Source organism: Paenibacillus xylanexedens (assembly GCF_007680605.1).
Taxonomy (GTDB): domain Bacteria; phylum Bacillota; class Bacilli; order Paenibacillales; family Paenibacillaceae; genus Paenibacillus; species Paenibacillus xylanexedens_B.
In genome coordinates, this window is sequence record NZ_VEIO01000001.1 from 2,191,118 (window position 1) to 2,209,126 (window position 18,009).

The window sequence follows — 18,009 nt, forward strand, 5'->3', positions numbered from 1 at the left end:
CATCTCTCCTTGTTTACAGATTCGCTTTTAGAACCTTCTCACCCATTTTGATATCTCCCAGCAGTACGGGAGTAATCTCTTGATAATCGGCTGTATTCGTCACAACCATGGCGGTTGTTATGTCATATTCCTTGGCAATCTCATCCAGTTCAAAGGTTAGCAATAAATCACCAGCTTTTACGCGAGTCCCCGTTGTTACATGGGCTTCGAAATGTTGCCCACGCAACTTCACCGTGTTGATCCCAACATGAATGAGCAGCTCCATACCCTCATCACTGCGGAGAACAATCGCATGTTTTGTTTTGAATACATTCATCACGGTGCCTGTAACCGGGGATACCAGTTCACCCAATGACGGAACAAACGCAACACCTTTTCCCATCAATTCATCACCAAAGGTTGGATCGTTTACTTCTTGCAGCGGAATGGATCTGCCTGTCATCGGCGCATAAGCGATAGCGTCACCCGTTGGTGCAGGGGCACCAGGTTCTTCCACGTTAACAGCTGCTTGGACTTTAGTTGCCTTATCTGTTGTCACGTTAGCGTTAGACGCACCTGGCGTGAATTTGGCCAATTCCTCGGCATCCCCCTGCTCTTCTTTGATTCCGAAAAGGATCGAGACAATCGTACCAACAACAAATGCAATAATCATGCCCCCGAAGGAATACAGGAACGTTTGTCCAACAAGAGATGGAAGTCCGGGAAGTCCACCATTTCCTGCAAGTACGTAGGCTTTGGCGCCAAAAGCCAAGGCGAAACCTCCACCTACTGCACTACCGATCATCGCAGCCGCAAATGGCTTTTTATATTTCATGTTAACCCCGTACATCGCCGGTTCGGTTACACCCATCAGAGCCGTGAAACTCGTTGAAAGAGCAACGGTTTTGAGTTTTTTATCTTTGGCGCGGAAGAATACACCAAGAGTTGCACCAGCCTGACCCATGTTAGAGATGAATGTCAGAGGCAGGAATTTATCAAAGCCGAGTGTCGCAATGTTACTCAAAATGATGGGTACAAGCGCATAATGCATACCTGTCATGATAATCAGTGCCATGGCACCGCCCAGTACGATACCAGCGATCAAGCCACCTTCGTTCAGCAGCCAGTTAATGCCACCGGACAATCCGTTACCCACAAATGTACCTAATGGACCAATCGCAATCAGAGTGACTGGAACCATGACCAGAAGCGTAATCAGCGGCACAAGCAAGAGCTTGAGCGCTGCGGGGATCATGCGATCCACCCATTTTTCAACATAAGACATCAACCATACCGCCAGCAAAATCGGAATAACGGATGAAGCATAGCTTACCGCTGTGACCGGAATGCCGAGAAACGCCACTGCTTCTCCGCTGGAGAGCAAGGCTCCCATGTCGGGATACATCAAGGCTGTGCCCAGTGCAATCGCTACAAATGGATTACTTCCAAATTTGCGGGCAGCGCTAACTGCAATTAGCAGTGGCAAGTAATGGAACACACCGTCACCAATCGCGGACAGGATACGGTACGTATCTGTTCCAGCGGACATCCATTCCAGCGAAACGAACAGGGCCAGTAAGCCTTTTAGCATACCTGCTGCTGTTATGGCCGGAAGCATGGGAGCAAATACACCTGCAATCGTTTCGAAGATGTTCAGGATCACATTTTTGCTTTTATCCGATTTAGCTTGCTTGTTGTCTGCGTTTTGCTGAATGGACGGTTCTTCCTTCACCATCGCATCAAAAACGTTGGACACGTCATTACCGATAATGACCTGGAACTGATCCCCCGAAATGTTGGTGCCCATTACTTTATCCAGCTGTTTGAGCGCGCCGTTGTCGACTTTTTCATTGCTTTTCAGATCAAAGCGCAGCCGAGTAACACAGTGATACACGGAGTTGATATTTTCTTTTCTACCAACGGCTTTGATGATTTGCTGTGCCGTGTCTTGATGTTTCATCTTCATTTCCTCCTTATTTTCCCCATAAAAAATACCCGAACAAAAATACGCAGATGTACCTGCATACTTTCATTCGGGTATTGCCTGATTGAACAGTAACAAGCCCAGTGAATATGAAACTAAAAATGAAACGGAAATATGTGATGCTCAAACTGCACAATCTCATGACGCTACCCATCATGGCGTTTAGGAAAAAGTCACGTTTCCCGTTTGGTTTTCATGAGACGCTCCAGATGCAGGGTAAGGTACAGTTGCTCCGAGTGAGTCATATCGTATTGATAGTTTTTATGGATAAATGTCTCGATTTTGCCGATACATTTGAACGTCTCCGGATAGTTTTTCCTTACCACCTCATACAGATACTCTTCCGCATCATCATGAGTCGAATGAGTAATAACTCGCTGACAGAAGTATTTCAGATGTGTGATAAAACGGAAATAGTTCACGCTATCCTCATCCAGTTCGACATTAAAGTGATATTTGATAATGTTCATAATTTCCTGAAGCAACTGCATCAGATGTGTAACATCATTCATGGAGTCGTTGACTTCCGCATTGATGAAATGCAGAGCAATGTTACATATTTCATCTTTAGGGAATTCGATATCCAGTCTTTCCTTTAGCAAGGTCAACGCTTCTTTGGCCACATCGTATTCTGCCTTATAGAAATGTTGCACTTCCCACGAGAGCGGATTGCGCGTAATCATTCCCTTCTCCATACGCTGAACAGCAAAATGAATGTGGTCAGACAAGGAGACATAAATCCCGTCACTGATCGTTTTACTCAGCTGCGTTCGTGCCAGCGTTACGATGTCATCGGTTGCCTGCAGCATTTCAATCGGGACTTCAGCTACGATGGATTTGAATTTCTCATAAATCGATGTATCCTGAAGACGAAACACCTTTTCAATTCGCTCTTCGTCAATCTCATCGCCAGCTTTGAACTTAAATCCGATACCCCGGCCGAGGATCAGCAATTCCTGATTTTTGTCATCCACCGTGCTGACGATATTGTTATTAAATATCTGTTTAATAATCATAATGGACCCACCTGGTTTTTTTTGAGACATAAAAAAGGGCAAAACCAAAACAGAAATAATAAAAATCATTTCCATTGTGGTTTTGCCCGCTTTACCGGTAACAAGCCTCGGAAGTAGTTTAGCATAAGCTGAAAACGGTGTCAACTAAGAGCACAAGGTAAAAATATAGAGTATGCAACATTTTCCTTTTCATCCACGTTAATAGTGTATCCAATTACAAATATCTAATGCAATTACAATTACATTAACGTAACAGGAGGAATAACCCTTGAAAAAATTGGTCTCAATCACCGCAACGATCACTTCGATGTCACTATTATTATCCATGGCTCCTGCCGCTTGGGCAGAATCAAAACCCACTTCGGTCGTTCAGGATGTTTCAAATACGCTGAATCTGGATCAAAAAGTGACGAAACAATTAACCGATGCCATCACGGCACTGGCTGGAAAGCAAACCATTCAATTCACATCGGCTGACACTGCATTTGAGGATTGGATTGTCAACAGTACATTAACTGGCGCAGCCGAGGCTGATGTCACTCAGAATTATAACTCCAAAAAGGCAAAAGTTACTTCTACCTTAATCTCTTATAAAGCCGATGATCTTAACAAAGTAATGGATCAAGCTTTGTACAACAAAATACAATCGTTCCTGAAGTCGTTTGATAAGGACAAAAAATTTAAAGCGGATGCCTTCTGGCGTGTTAAACAAGATGTAAACGACAGCGGACTCAAAAACTACTGGGTGATCTGGGGACATGACCAAAGTTTATACGTCGATGTGGATCATAACAACGAATTGTCAGCAAGCATTCAATATAACCTGAAAGATGCACGAGCTGCGCTTACGAACAAAGCTCGAAACTCACTCAAAACCCTTGGCATTGCATCCGTTAAGGCATTTGATTATGCACTTCTTACCAAAGAAAACAAAGATACGCTCTGGATTTACAAGGATGACAGCAGTGTGAACTCAGTGCACATTGGAAGTAGCACCGGCAAAGTGTGGAAGGTAGACAATGAATTCGGCAAGGACTGGAACAATGATGCAGATTTCAAAAAATCTTTTGCCAAACCTAAGCTAAGCAAAAGTAAAGCCCTCTCTGCCGCGGCTCCCAAAATAAAATCAATTTTTGGACTTCAGCTGAAAGGATATAGCGTTCGTATACAGGATAACCAGTACACCTTTACAAAAAAAGGAGCCACCACCCTCATCGGTAAAATCAATAAAAAAGGTGCTTTTTATTCGTTTGAAGCCATTCCCGTGAATGGAGTAAGGAACTAACGGTACGTTTTGTAGAAAAAAGCTTTGTAGGAGAAAGCAAAGAAGCCCCTTCTACCACGAAGGGGCTGTTTTTTATTGCGCAAAGGTCACGTTAATCTGCACAATCTCGGAACGACTGCTTGTCCGGATTGGCGGTCCCCAGAAACCGTATCCTGAGGTTACAATCGAGTGCATGGAGCCCTTTTGCAGATAACCCCAATCATTTTCATAGATCGCTTGTGTTATAAATTGAGCCGGTGCAATCTGTCCCCGGTGGGTATGGCCCGATACGACTAAATCTACTTTGTTCTTCTCGGCAATATCCAGATCGTACGGCTGATGATCCAGCATGATTACTGGCTGATTCAGATCTGTATTTTGCATAAGCGTTGCTACGTCTGCCCGATCTTCTTCCGTTCGGTCTTTCCGTCCGATCAACGTAATTTTGTTATCCAGTACGATCTTGTCGTCATACAGCACCTGCATATTGCTTTTTTCCAATGCGGCGATCAGATCCTGAATAGGTCCATCAAATTTGTCATGGTTCCCCAATGAAGCATATACGCCATAAGGAGCCTTGATTTCACTAATAATGTCGGCAATGCCACTCTTCTCATACATCGCCAGATTGTCATCGATTAGGTCACCCGGATATAAAACAAGGTCTGGCTTGAGGGCGTTGATCTCCTCTACCATCCGTCTCGCATGAGCTGGACCAGATAACAATCCAAAATGCATATCCGCAGCCATGACAATATTCAGCTTGTCGATGCCTTCCACCTTTTTATCAATCTGAATGTTATATGGTCTGACGACTGGACTGTACGCGTTGAAAATTCCGTATCCCATTGTAGAGATCAGTAAAACCAGCGTAACTACACCCGCCCATTTATGAGCGTGATGTCTAGGAATTCGCGTCAAACGCAGAAGCCACAACGTCAGGTGTACTACAGGTAAGATGAGCAATAATAGCGAGAAAACCGCCAGCCAATAGGAACCGATGACACCGAGAAACGAAATATTGCCAAATATGCGTGCCAGAATAAAGGAAGCCGCTAGAAAAACCAGTGCTACGATATACAACCAGCGAAATCTGGTTGCCACTACGGGTTTCATCCAACTCCAGCCGCTCCAGCCTATGTAGAAGACTAATAATCCATATACGAGCAAAAACAAAATACCTACGAGTACAAACATGCCTGGCCTGACCTCCACCTTCAAAAAGTTATATACTGCAATTTTAACGGATACAGTTCCGTCTGAACCAGTATAACGTAAATGGTGGTGTCTCAGCATCTTTTACAGACTCCAGATGCGTACATTTTATTACAATTTGATGATAATAAATTTTGAAGAGTCTCCGCCTCTTTATTATCAACCATACATACAGAAATTTTGCCAAAATAAAAAACACCTCCGCAACCCTCCCCTGAGTAGACTCAAAAGGATTGTTGCAGAGGTGCTTATATTTTAAAAATTACTCGTTGGTATCCATCCATTGGAAGTGGAATGAACCTTCTTTGTCCACACGTTGGAACGTGTGTGCGCCGAAGTAGTCACGTTGTGCTTGCAGCAAGTTTGCTGGCAAACGCTCTGTACGGTAGCTGTCGTAGTAGGACAACGCGCTGGAGAAGCCTGGTACCGGAATACCTTGTTTCACCGCAGCGGCTACCACTTCACGCCATGCATCCTGGTAGGATTCCACGATGTTTTTGAAGTATGGATCAAGGAGCAAGTTTTTCAGGGCTGCATCTTTGTCATATGCTTCCTTGATGTTTTGCAGGAACTGCGAACGGATAATACAACCGCCGCGGAAAATCATCGCGATGTTGCCGTATTTTAGATCCCAGCCATATTCGTCGGATGCGGCACGCATCTGTGCGAAACCTTGAGCGTAGGATACGATTTTACTTGCGAACAGCGCTTTGCGCACGCTCTCGATGAATGCTTTTTTGTCACCGGAGAATGCTTCTGCCTTAGGTCCGTTCAGAATTTTGCTTGCAGCGATACGCTCGTCTTTCATCGCCGACAAGAAACGGGAGAATACGGATTCCGTAATCATGGACAATGGTACGCCGAGATCCAGCGCGCTCTGGCTTGTCCATTTGCCTGTTCCTTTTTGTCCAGCGGCATCCAGAATGACATCAACCATCGGTTTGCCTGTTTCCGGATCGTATTTGGAGAAGATATCCGCTGTGATCTCGATCAGATAGCTGTCAAGTTCACCTTGGTTCCACTCTGTGAAGATTTCATGTAATTCTTCTACGGAAACGTTCAGTACGGATTTTAGCAAGTGGTATGCTTCACCAATCAACTGCATGTCACCATACTCGATGCCGTTATGCACCATTTTAACGTAGTGTCCCGCACCGTCAGGCCCGATATACGTACTGCACGCATCATCGCCTACTTTGGCAGAGATTGCCGTCAGGATCGGTTCTACAAGCTCATATGCGCTTTCCTGACCGCCTGGCATAATTGCAGGACCTTTCAGTGCGCCTTCTTCACCACCGGACACGCCGGCACCGATGAAACGGAAACCTTTGGCTTCCAGCTCTTTGCTACGACGCTGTGTATCAGGGAAGTACGCATTACCGCCATCGATAATGATATCTCCTTGATCCAAATGAGGAAGCAATTGCTCGATAGTCGCATCCGTTGCTTTACCCGCTTGTACCATGATCAGAATTTTGCGTGGTGATTCCAGAGAAGCTACGAACTCTTCGATGGAAAACGTTCCGATCAGGTTTTTACCGTCTGCTTCTTTCAAGAGATCATGTGTTTTCTCCGGTGAGCGGTTAAATACCGATACCGAGAAACCTTTACTTTCAATGTTAAAAGCCAGGTTTTTCCCCATTACTGCAAGTCCAATGACACCAATCTGCTGTTTACTCATTATGTCCTCCCGAGACTCCATGATTTATATATATATATTGATAAGCCTTTTCCACACGTAACGCTGTTATTGTACTGTTTTTTTCCAGTCTGCTGCAAATTTCTCCATCCCTTGATCTGTCAACGGGTGTTTGGAGATTTGTTCAATGACTGCAAATGGAACTGTTGCAATATGTGCTCCAGCCATCGCTACACGTGTAACGTGATCCGGATGTCTCACGGATGCAGCGATGATCTGTGCATCCAGATTATGTGTGCGGAACAGTTCAGCTACTTTGGCTACCAGTTGTACGCCGTCTTCGGAGATATCGTCCAGACGTCCCAAGAATGGAGATACGTATGTTGCACCTGCACGAGCCGCAAGCAACGCCTGATTCACAGTGAAAATCAAAGTCACGTTTGTTTTTACACCTTTTTTGGTCAAGTAACGGCAAGCCTCCAGACCCGCAAGCGTCATTGGCAATTTAATGGTGATGTTTTTGTCATTGTTGTTGATTTTGATCAATTCGTTCGCTTGAGCAATCATTTCTTCAGCAGTCAGCGCATCTGGCGTTACTTCAGCGGAAACAGACTCCACTTCAGGCACAAGCTTCAGAATTTCTTCGATGCGGTCTTCGAATTTCACGCCTTCTTTGGCTACCAAGGAAGGGTTAGTTGTTACACCAGACAATACACCGATTTTGTATGCTTTTTGAATGTCTTCCACGTTAGCTGTATCGATAAAAAATTTCATGATTAGATAACCTCCGATTAGTTTGATTTTTTAAGTTGTTTTGAATTAGATGTTGCCGTTAACTGCCATCGGCACATCACTGTCTTGCTCAGAAATCAGTTCATTCGGTTCGTCGAACCACCAATGGTGACCTTCCGCCTCAAGCATGGCATCCGACTCCGCTGGTCCGTAACTTCCTGCCGGATATAAATGAAGTGGTAGCAGGTTTTCATTGAATGCATCCAGAATCGGTTGCACCCAAGCCCAGGATAACTCAACTTCATCCCAATGTGCAAAGAAGGTTGGATCACCATGCAACGCATCGCGAATCAAGTTCTCATAAGCTTCAGCCAGATCTCCCTGATTAGGAGCAAGATCAATATGAACGGGTTTGAACTCCCCTTTATTCTCAGGATCACTTGCGTTCAGTTGCAGTGTCATGCTTTGATCCGGGCTCATCTCAATAACAAGTAGGTTAGGTTTCGAACCGTTGTTCTTGATCAGGTGACCTTGGCCTGAAGGTTCTTTGAACTCAATCACGATTCGTGTTGATTTCTCCTTCATTCTTTTACCCGTACGGATGTAAAACGGAACACCTCTCCAGAAGAAATCATCAATTTGCAGCTTCGCGGCAATAAATGTGTCATTCATGGTGTTCTCGGCAACACCTGGTTCATCTGTGTAGGCATGTACCGGTTTTCCTTGAATGCTACCTGCAGCGTACTGTCCACGAATGATGCTTGCACCGACTGTTTGTTTCTGCAGTGGCTGAATGGACTCCATAATATGTTTTTTCTTCTGGCCCACTTTTTCGGAAGTGCTGTTATATGGAAGCTGAATAGCCATCATCATAAGCAATTGCAACATATGGTTCTGGAACATGTCACGCACAGCACCTACATGATCATAATAGGATGCGCGTTCTTCAACACCTACAGTCTCATTTGCTGTAATTTGCACGTTAGAGATGTAACGGTTGTTCCAGAGAGCCTTCATAATCGGGTTGCTCTGATGAAGTGTCTCCAGCTTCTGAACCATCGGTTTACCTAAGTAATGGTCGATCCGATAAATCTCTTCCTCTGTGAATGATTCGCTCAGCTTGCGGTTAAGGTCGCGAGCCGACTGCAAATCATGACCAAATGGCTTCTCAATGACGAGTCGTTTCCATCCTTGTGTTGAACCAAGCCCGCTTGCCTGAATATTTTCAGCGATCGGTTCGAAGAATTCCGGACCAACCGAGAGATAAAACAAGCGATTGGACGGAATGCCAAGTTCAGCCTCTCTTTGCTCAACCAATTGCAACAACTTTATATAATCTTCCTTATGTGTGATATTCAATACACTGTAGCGAAAAGCTTTTACAAATGATTTAACTGATTCATGATCTCCTTGACGTCTGGAGAACTCATGCAAAGATTTTTCCACTTGCGCTTGGAAAAATTCATCCGACCATTCTCTGCGGCCCATGCCGATCAGGGAGAAGGTTTCGGGAAGCTTTTTCTCAAGGTACAGATTATATAGGGCAGGATATATTTTTCTTTTGGCTAAATCTCCAGTAGCACCAAATAAAACAATTGTTGTTGGTTCCATCTTACCGTGCTCCTTCCAAGTAACTCTGGTTTCTTTGTTGTAGTTACACTATAATACGTTTTATAGCTATACAAGTAATTAATATATTTCACAGGAGCTATAGACGATATCTATGACAACAAATTATGAATTATATAAAGTCTTTTACTGGGCTGCCAAAACAGGCAGTCTGACCCAAGCCGCCAAAGCCCTTTACATCACACAACCCAGCGTCAGTCATGCGATCAAACAGTTGGAAGACAGCTTCGGACTAACCTTGTTCTATCGAAATTCCAAGGGGGTTGCGTTAACTCAGGAGGGTGCCAGCCTGTACTCCTATATTGAACAATCCCAGATTCTCATCTCGCTTGCAGAAGAAAAAATGGCTGCGCTAAAAAATCTGGATAACGGGGAACTTCGGATTGGCGGTAGCGACTCCCTCTTCAAACATTACATGTTATCGTATCTGGAGGAGTTTCACATTCAGTACCCTAACATCAAGCTGCATCTAAGCCATGGAACGACGCCGGAGGTCATTACGTTTCTGAAAGAAGGCAAAATCGATCTTGGCGTTGTCCGCATGCCCATCGTTGACCCGCAGCTGGAAGTACGTGAGAGCATTCAACTGAAGGATTGTTTTGTTGCCGGTGAACGATATGCCCAACTGAAGGGAAAAGTGCTAACCCTCGAACAGTTGCTTGAACATGAGCTTATTCTGTTTTCCCGGAACAGCCGGGTCCGGATGGCAATTACGGAACTTTTCAATCATTATAATTACACGTTAAAACCAGAAATCGAGGTCGGCAGCGTTGACCTTCTGATTGAATTTGCTCGCCGGGGCTTGGGGATCTCTTATGTCACACGAGAATTTATCTCCAAAGAGCTGGAAGAAGGCTCTCTCTTCGAGATTCAGCTTGACGTTCCTCTTCCTCCTTCTCATGTGGGGATCATGACGAAACGGAATATGCCGATCTCTTCGGCTGCGAATCACTTTATGGACTTGATTTTCAAAGGGCAGGCGGACAGCCCGAGAACATGATCATCCGTTGAGAACAAGATAAAGAGCATCAAGGCCCTGCATGCAGGATCTTGATGCTCTTTATCTTCTTTATTTCAAAAAAATTATAGTGAGTACTGGATGAAGTAAGTTCTTTGACTTTTAATGGCTGACTAGATAAGAAGCGTCCAGAATGAGCGCCACTTTACCGTTGCCCAGAATGGTTGCGCCAGAGAGATGATTCATTGCTCCGAGGTATGTTCCAAGCGACTTAATGACCACTTCCTGATTTCCGATGATCTCATCCACTGCATAAGCCGCAATTTTATCGACAGAACGCACAATGACGAGTGGAATCGTCTTGGACTTACGGTCGGTTCGCGGGTACTGCAACTTGTCGCACAGTCGGTAGAAAGGCACAATACGTCCATGATTCAAAATGGATTGCTGTCCCTGAATCATCTGAATCTCTTCCGGTTTAATGCGCACGATCTCGGCTACATTATACATCGGGAGAATTAGAACCCGACCAGATACGTTCACCAGGAGACCCTTAATAATCGCCAAGGTAAGCGGCAACCGAATGGTGAACGTCGTTCCGACACCAACCTCTGTATCAATATCGATGATGCCATTCAGCCTTCCGATCTGGCTTCTTACGATGTCCATGCCCACACCGCGGCCTGATACATCACTAACGGTTGAAGCCGTGGAGAACCCCGGTTCAAAAATCAGATGAACGGCTTCATGTTCATTTAAACGAGCCGCTTGCTCTTCAGTTATAATACCTTTTTTCAGTGCGGAAGCCTTAATCTTCTCCCCATCAATCCCCTTACCATCATCGGAGAAACGTATGACCACATGATTTTCCTCGTGGTATGAGGTCAGTTTGATTCGTCCTTTGGCAGGCTTGTTCTGTTTGGCACGAACATCGGCACTCTCAATGCCATGATCCGCACTGTTGCGAATCAGATGGATTAACGGATCACTGAGTTCTTCGATAATCATGCGATCCAGCTCAGTCTCTCCGCCTTTAATGACCAGTTCAATATCTTTCCCCAGCTTCTGCGATAAATCCCGAACCAGCCTAGGAAACCTGTTCAACAATTGATCAATAGGCAGCATCCGCGTCTTCATAACTCCGTCCTGCAGTTCCTTGATGACCCTGCCCATATGATCGGACACCCCGCCAATACTCTGAATCACTGGGGAAGGCTCCTTACGGGCACCCGTACGGCTCAAATCAGCAAGAGAGGTCTGATCAATAAGCAGCTCACCGACGAGGTTCATCAAATGATCCAGTCGCTCCACACTTACGCGAACCGTAGGCTGGGTTGACTTCATCTTGTCTTCCTGAAGAGGCACTGACGTGTCGGGTTTTTCTATTCCAGCTGTCATTTCGGTCTCTATTAATTCAGATGTTACAGCAACCTCTTCTGTCGCCAAAACATATGGCCCGACATCCACACTCCGAATATCCGAATCTCCGGATAACGCACTCTCAATCTGAGCTTGATCCAGAGAAGAAGCTGTAATGATCACGAACTCGTTATAATGCGCCTCTCCCAGTTCCTCATCAAGCCCCTGCTTTTCAATGGATGTCGCTAGTACACTTCCACATACATCTTCAACCCGTTTGCACAAAATATGATATCTAGCTGCTTTCATCAAACAATCCGAGCTTAATACAATGCGAATGGAAAAAATCTGCTGACCTGGTTCAAGTGCCTCATTGAACAGATTCGACTCCACAGATTGTAGAACGGGTGACTTGGCTTGCTGAGCCGAGGCCGGTTGATGAATCATGTCCTGTATTTCTTTGACCACTGCACGGAAATCAGTATAACTTTCGCCTTGCACATATTGATCCCTAAGCACTCTCATAGCATCCAACGAACGAAAAAGGGTGTCGATGAGTTGTGCGGTAATTTCAGGTTTCTTAGATCGAACCCATTCCAATGCATATTCGACTTCATGTGTCAGATCACTTAATTCACGAAAATCCATAGTCGAAGCCGAGCCCTTAATCGTATGAGCCGCCCGAAATAAGGTCTGCACAAGCTCCACTGACGGTGAAAGTTCAAGTGCAAGCAAGGACTGGTCCATCCGTTCCAACTGATCATTCAGTTCTTCGATAAATATGTCGCGATAGGCGGACAAATCCATCATGGGTGCATTCCCTCCTAACCGCCCAATATTTCATCCAGCTTCAAAATACCAACCAGATTCTCTCCTTGTTGCCCAACGCCCTGAAAAAATGTTTCGAGATGACGTCCATGACCTCCAGTAGGCGGATGTATTTCCGAATAGGTTGTGACTTTGCTGACTCGGTCTACAATCAAACCGATATACTCATCCTGATAACGTACCACAATGATTCGGGTTGCCCGGGTATCCGATTCATCCGCCATGCCGAGCAAGTTACGCAGGCTCATGACGCAGACAACTTTACCACGCAGGTTCATAACACCTTTGATTTCGGTACGACTAAACGGAATATCTGTAATACTTTGCATTTTTATAATTTCATGAATTTCTTCGATTCGAATGGCACAGGTCTCTGCGCCGACGGACAGTTCGATATATTGTTCTTTCTGAAGTGAAGACATCGTTTCACCCTCAATTCCTTATTATGACTGGGTTTTGAAAGCTGACGCAGATTCAGCCAACTCTTCTGCAAGATGTGCCAGTGATTGGCAAGTGGCCGCCGTTTCTTCCGATGCCGCCGCAGATTCCTCACTGGATGCAGAGATCGACTCTACCGAGCTCATCACCTCAGCAGCTTGTGCCGCCTCTTCCTCACACGCAGCCGCGATTTCATTGACCTTCTGGGAAGAATTGTTGACCATTTCAATGATCTGATCAAAAGCTTGTCCCGTTTTGGACGATTGCTCCACACTATCCGAAACGGCTTGCACGCTTTGTCTCGTATTTTCCTGCATCACTTTAATGATCGTTGTAATTTCTTTGGTCGCTTCACCACTGCGTTCAGCAAGCTTGCGAACTTCATCCGCTACAACAGCAAATCCTCTTCCCTGCTCTCCTGCACGCGCTGCTTCAATCGCTGCATTCAATGCAAGCAGGTTCGTCTGCTCCGCGATGTCGTCAATCACTTCGATGATGTCACCAATTTTGCGTGAATCTTCTTCAAGCTTCGCCATTTTCATATTCACGGCTTGCATACCTTCCAGGGAAGTCTGAACGACATGACCACCTTCACGTGCCGTTTTCACCGTATCATTGGACAACTCCGCCGCTTCTTCAGCACTCGCAGCCACAGAGTTGATCGCCAGGGACAACTCCTTAAACAATTCGGAGATATTCGCCGCTTCGCTCGATTGACTTGTGCTTGTACTTGCAATTTCCTGTGTACTTGCAGAGATTTGTTCAGACGATGCTGCAACGCTCTGTGAATTCATGACAATGTTATTAATTAATTCTCGCAGATTATCTACCATGCGATTAAGCGCAAAGGCCAGTTGCCCAACTTCGTCTTTCGAAGAAATATCGGACTTCAGAGTCAGATTTCCATTAGAGACTTCTGTAGCTAGACCAAGCATAGCCATAAGTGGTCTGGAGATGGAACGGGAGATGATAAATCCGAGGATAATACTGAAAACAATAGACCCAACGACCAGAGCTACGGTGACTTTGAATGCACTTGCATATGCTGCTTCAGACTTGATATTGTTCTGTTCCGCCAGTTTTACGTTTAAATCTACCATTTCACCCATCGTAGCGAGGGCTTCATCACCAGGAGGTTTGAGTGTATCTTTCAAGAAAACGATAAATCCTTGATCATTATCGTTTTTCGCGAGCTCTATACCTTGCTCAAAGATTCGCATGTAATTTGAGTACTGTGTATCGAATTTGCTAAGTAGCTCGCTTTCTTCGGGGGTCGTTGCCAGAGGACGGTAGCCATCAATTTGATTCTTAATGTTATCTTTAATAGTACTAATATTATCGACAATACGGTTTTGCTCTGCGGCAGTCTTCTCAAAGTTGAGATCACGAATGTTAACTCGCATTCTCTGGTAATTCATTTGGGCTCCGCTTAATTCTTTTACTGAAATTAGATTGCTGTTATACATTTCTTTCATGTGCTCATTGGTACTTCTAAGTGTCGTGATTGAATACACTCCCAGAATCGCAAGAATCAGAGATACTACCAAAAATGCTGAGATAATCTTTGTTGCTGTTTTCAAGTTGCTAAACCACTTCATTTTATCTCCCCCTAAGTTTCTTCGTGTCTAGTTATGTAAATAAAGTTTGCTAATCCATTCTATGGATCGCTCTCCAGACAACATACGATGTATTTCGACATAAATATTAGAAAACTGAATAGATAAATTTTAATTTTGTAAACTTTCGTTTATATGTAAAATTTAAATGATAAATAAGACTCTTGTTTTTATAATATTAAGCACTTTAAATTTAAATGTAATAGCACAATCATTCATATTAACGAAATTTATATATACATTTTTGTACATATCTCTTTTTTTTGATGATGTGATCTCAATGTTATCTTTTTTACTTGGACCTATATGTTAGTTCATAGTTCTTTTGACTAATTCTTATGATATCTAATCAAGATAGTTCTACTCACCTGTTCAAAATATGTAATAAACACGACTTAAGACTAATAATAAAATTAAAACATATGATTCAATTGAACTAAAAAACAATCAAATTCACTATACAGGAGTTTGATTGTTTTCTAGATTCATATGCAATTTTTAAGCTACTTTGATCCAATCGAAATACGATTTATTCATATCATTCCATCTGCTCCAGCTCTGTCAGACGGGCTTTAATTCGCTGTGGAATAAGTTCAAATAGCTTGTCCCATGTCATAAACATCTCCGGTTTCAACAAATACTCTTCAAACTGCATCGAGGGTACAAATGCTTTGGTTTGCAGATATTTTTTGACTCGCGCATCGATCTGTTCACTGGTTTGAAAAAACGGTTCAAACATTTCATTTACAAGCAAGCCATCACATCCCGCCTCAGCGCCTGCTACACTATACAGATTAGGCAACAACTCAAATACAACCGGCAATGGTGAAAAGGCGTGTTTCCCCGGCTGGGAGTACAGGCACACATGATGACCAACCAGATTAACTCTATCTTTTAACAGCCCTCTTAATACTCTCCCATGAAAGCTGGCTTCGCAATCCACGACTTCTCCATCATGTCCCACATACACCCATACATGCTCCAGCTCATAGAGATGTCCGATCTCGTAATCCCACCATATCGCATATTCGATAACATACTTTACTGCTTCAGAAGGAAACTGTAGCTCTCTGCGAAAAGATGGAGACGGCCCAGAATGCTCAAGCACGGACACGCCAACGAAATCCGGATAAAAAGGCTCATTCTGATCAAACATGATTACTGGTGCATAACTTAATGCTGTTTCCAGCCATTCATTTTTAGCAATAGTCATAGAAGAATCCTCCATTTTCATTGTTGTTACTCCTATAGTAACAGAGAGAGGGCGAATGGCGTCAACTTATGCAAATATAAAAACCTGCAACCGAATCCACGCAGCTGCAGGTTAAGGAAGGATATTCAATTAAGACAGGTTAATCAGCCCGGATGATTTCGGTTATTAACGTTATTCCCTTGTCGCCTTAGAAGCCTTGGAAGCTTGAACGGAGGTATCCGAAACGTCTGTTCCACAACCAATATCAGGGCCAAGAATGGCATCATTTTGGATGGACGCAACCGCTTTGGCATAAGCTTCTTCATCCAGACAATATGCGCGGTGAGCGACCTCCGGCGGTGTAGCCGCAAGAAAATCTGCCCCAAATACAATATCTGGTGTCGGTTGATCAAATATGGTCAGTACATATACGCCATCGGTCTCCGCAACAAACCAATGAAACCAGCCTTTTGGAAAAACAACCACTTGCCCCGGCTTCAAACGATACGTTATCCGTTCACGTGTGAACGGATTAAACACGGATGCGGTAATCTCACCGCTGATGACTACGACCATCTCGGTTACATTGGGGTGCCAGTGGGGCTGCACAATAATTCCTTTACTCAGATAGACATTAAAAAAACCATTTTCAATCGTTGGTAGCTGCTCTCCAAATAACTGAGTCACGTAGTTGTTTGGATCTCTCCGGTAATTCACCACAGCGTTGGAATCTGCGGCTAGTGGAACATTGGGGGATTTCAAGATCGGATTGATCATCAGTTATATTCTCCTCCTTGGGCAAACATCTCGTTGTTGTACTGTATGCTCAAGAATGTTGAGATAATACTGTATCCGACTATGAACGTTTAATTAAGATAAGCTGTCCCGTCTGTGCATATGAAGAATCCAAGCATGTTTTTAACTAACCATAGTTGAAATTAGTTGAAATTTCATGTAATTTAGATGGATTAATTAAAAAGACGTTCGATGTAAACCTCAGGCTCGTCCAGAAATTGTTCGAATGTGCATAGCGTGCCCTGTTCCTGATGTTCGATATCGGCATATCCTATCATCTTTTTCCTTGGATTCCAGACGATGAGCATATGAGAGTACTGATCCAGATCAGAGGATAAACGAAGCAGCTTCTGCCTGCCCATCTTCATCTCCACCGTATCTGTTAACGAAAAGAATTCAATATAACCAACGCCAGCGGGACAGCTTGGCAGGTCTATTCGGCGTGAACCTTCGGTCATAAAACGGATTAACGTTTCGGGGAGCTTGTAAGATTTTAATGCATGCAGTTTATTGCTCAGATTATGGAACTCCTCAGGCTCGTGTGATTTCAAGTATTCAGCCATTTCATTATTTTTCTGACTGACCGCAATCGTGTAGGCCCGCTCCCCGTCCTTCTCCTGCAACGTCACATCCGCACCTTGTTCGACCAAATATTTGACCATTCGCATACTGTTCTGGCGTGTAGCTACGGTGAGCGGTGTCGCCTTGTATGGATAAACCATATCCGGTTCGTTGTAGTTGATGTCCACACCCTCATCCAGCAGGTATTGAACCGTTTTCATATCATGATCCGATACTGCTTTTCGTAACGTTTTGCCGCCATATTTCCGAATGTCCAGCCCAAGCTCGTTCAGCACCGAAATATTCTTTTTGTTCCCGTAGTAAGCCTCGTCATATGCACTTGATTTTAACCGGCTTACTCCGTTCAATTTGGCTCCTTGCTCAACTAAATAACGAATCACATCTGCTCCACCGTAGCGCGCCGCATATAAAATGGCTGGATGGTCTTTGGCATTGATCTCGGCCCCACGCTCCACAAGAAGTCTGACAACCTTCGACTGATTACAGATCAATGCCAGGTCAAGCGGACGAAGCGTAATGTTTGAGCTCAATGCTATTTTTTCTTCCAGATCCATACCTTGCTGTATACATGCTTCAACGCGGGCAACATCTCCTTGATAGATAGCCAACGCTTGGTCAGGCAAGGTTTTAAACGTGCCTTGATTACCGATTTTGTACACAAGGTTCCCTCCTTTACAGCGATAATAATGAAATCCATGTTTGTTGAGCTACCCAAATGAATATGCTAACATAGTGGTCAACCCTTTGGAATCTACATACTAAATACACAACGAACCCGGAAAG

General features: G+C 44.2%; 14 protein-coding genes. 2 read left to right on the plus strand and 12 right to left on the minus strand.

Annotation, left to right across the window (positions count from 1 at the left end):
- Nucleotides 1–13 precede the first annotated feature (13 nt).
- Entirely contained in the window at nt 14–1,939 is a 1,926-nt protein-coding gene (locus FS818_RS09645; RefSeq protein ID WP_145331618.1) for a beta-glucoside-specific PTS transporter subunit IIABC, read from the minus strand.
- Nucleotides 1,940–2,136: 197 nt separating this feature from the next.
- A complete protein-coding gene (gene licT, locus FS818_RS09650; protein WP_145331619.1) occupies nt 2,137–2,979 on the minus strand; it encodes a BglG family transcription antiterminator LicT in 843 nt (280 codons plus the stop codon).
- 268 nt (nt 2,980–3,247) lie between these two features.
- Here licT and FS818_RS09655 point away from each other — a divergent pair, with 268 nt between their 5' ends.
- A complete protein-coding gene (locus FS818_RS09655) occupies nt 3,248–4,264 on the plus strand; it encodes a hypothetical protein (RefSeq protein ID WP_145331620.1) in 1,017 nt (338 codons plus the stop codon).
- Nucleotides 4,265–4,336: 72 nt separating this feature from the next.
- Here the strand turns inward: FS818_RS09655 and FS818_RS09660 are convergent, their stop codons facing one another.
- From FS818_RS09660 to zwf, 4 genes are all read right to left on the minus strand, one after another.
- Nucleotides 4,337–5,440 carry a metallophosphoesterase gene (locus FS818_RS09660; protein ID WP_145332831.1) on the minus strand — a complete coding sequence of 368 codons (1,104 nt, stop codon included), beginning with the start codon at nt 5,438–5,440 and terminating at the stop codon, nt 4,337–4,339.
- Between the two features lie 280 nt (nt 5,441–5,720).
- On the minus strand, nt 5,721–7,139 hold the full coding sequence (gndA, locus tag FS818_RS09665; protein WP_145331621.1) for an NADP-dependent phosphogluconate dehydrogenase: 1,419 nt from the start codon (nt 7,137–7,139) through the stop codon (nt 5,721–5,723).
- A 66-nt stretch (nt 7,140–7,205) separates the two neighbouring features.
- On the minus strand, nt 7,206–7,871 hold the full coding sequence (fsa, locus tag FS818_RS09670) for a fructose-6-phosphate aldolase (protein WP_090916923.1): 666 nt from the start codon (nt 7,869–7,871) through the stop codon (nt 7,206–7,208).
- 45 nt (nt 7,872–7,916) lie between these two features.
- Nucleotides 7,917–9,440, minus strand: coding sequence for a glucose-6-phosphate dehydrogenase (gene zwf / locus FS818_RS09675; RefSeq protein WP_145331622.1), 1,524 nt, complete (start codon nt 9,438–9,440; stop codon nt 7,917–7,919).
- A gap of 112 nt (nt 9,441–9,552) precedes the next feature.
- Here zwf and FS818_RS09680 point away from each other — a divergent pair, with 112 nt between their 5' ends.
- Nucleotides 9,553–10,458, plus strand: a complete 906-nt coding sequence (locus FS818_RS09680) for a LysR family transcriptional regulator (protein WP_123065806.1) — start codon at nt 9,553–9,555, stop codon at nt 10,456–10,458.
- Nucleotides 10,459–10,578: 120 nt separating this feature from the next.
- Here the strand turns inward: FS818_RS09680 and FS818_RS09685 are convergent, their stop codons facing one another.
- From FS818_RS09685 to FS818_RS09710, 6 genes are all read right to left on the minus strand, one after another.
- Nucleotides 10,579–12,585, minus strand: coding sequence for a chemotaxis protein CheA (locus tag FS818_RS09685; RefSeq protein WP_145331623.1), 2,007 nt, complete (start codon nt 12,583–12,585; stop codon nt 10,579–10,581).
- A gap of 14 nt (nt 12,586–12,599) precedes the next feature.
- Entirely contained in the window at nt 12,600–13,025 is a 426-nt protein-coding gene (locus tag FS818_RS09690; RefSeq protein WP_145331624.1) for a chemotaxis protein CheW, read from the minus strand.
- Between the two features lie 21 nt (nt 13,026–13,046).
- On the minus strand, nt 13,047–14,639 hold the full coding sequence (locus tag FS818_RS09695; protein WP_145331625.1) for a methyl-accepting chemotaxis protein: 1,593 nt from the start codon (nt 14,637–14,639) through the stop codon (nt 13,047–13,049).
- 556 nt (nt 14,640–15,195) lie between these two features.
- Entirely contained in the window at nt 15,196–15,870 is a 675-nt protein-coding gene (locus tag FS818_RS09700; protein WP_145331626.1) for a hypothetical protein, read from the minus strand.
- 171 nt (nt 15,871–16,041) lie between these two features.
- Nucleotides 16,042–16,626, minus strand: a complete 585-nt coding sequence (locus tag FS818_RS09705) for a cupin domain-containing protein (protein ID WP_145331627.1) — start codon at nt 16,624–16,626, stop codon at nt 16,042–16,044.
- Between the two features lie 191 nt (nt 16,627–16,817).
- Nucleotides 16,818–17,885, minus strand: a complete 1,068-nt coding sequence (locus tag FS818_RS09710) for an ankyrin repeat domain-containing protein (protein ID WP_145331628.1) — start codon at nt 17,883–17,885, stop codon at nt 16,818–16,820.
- Nucleotides 17,886–18,009: the final 124 nt, after the last annotated feature.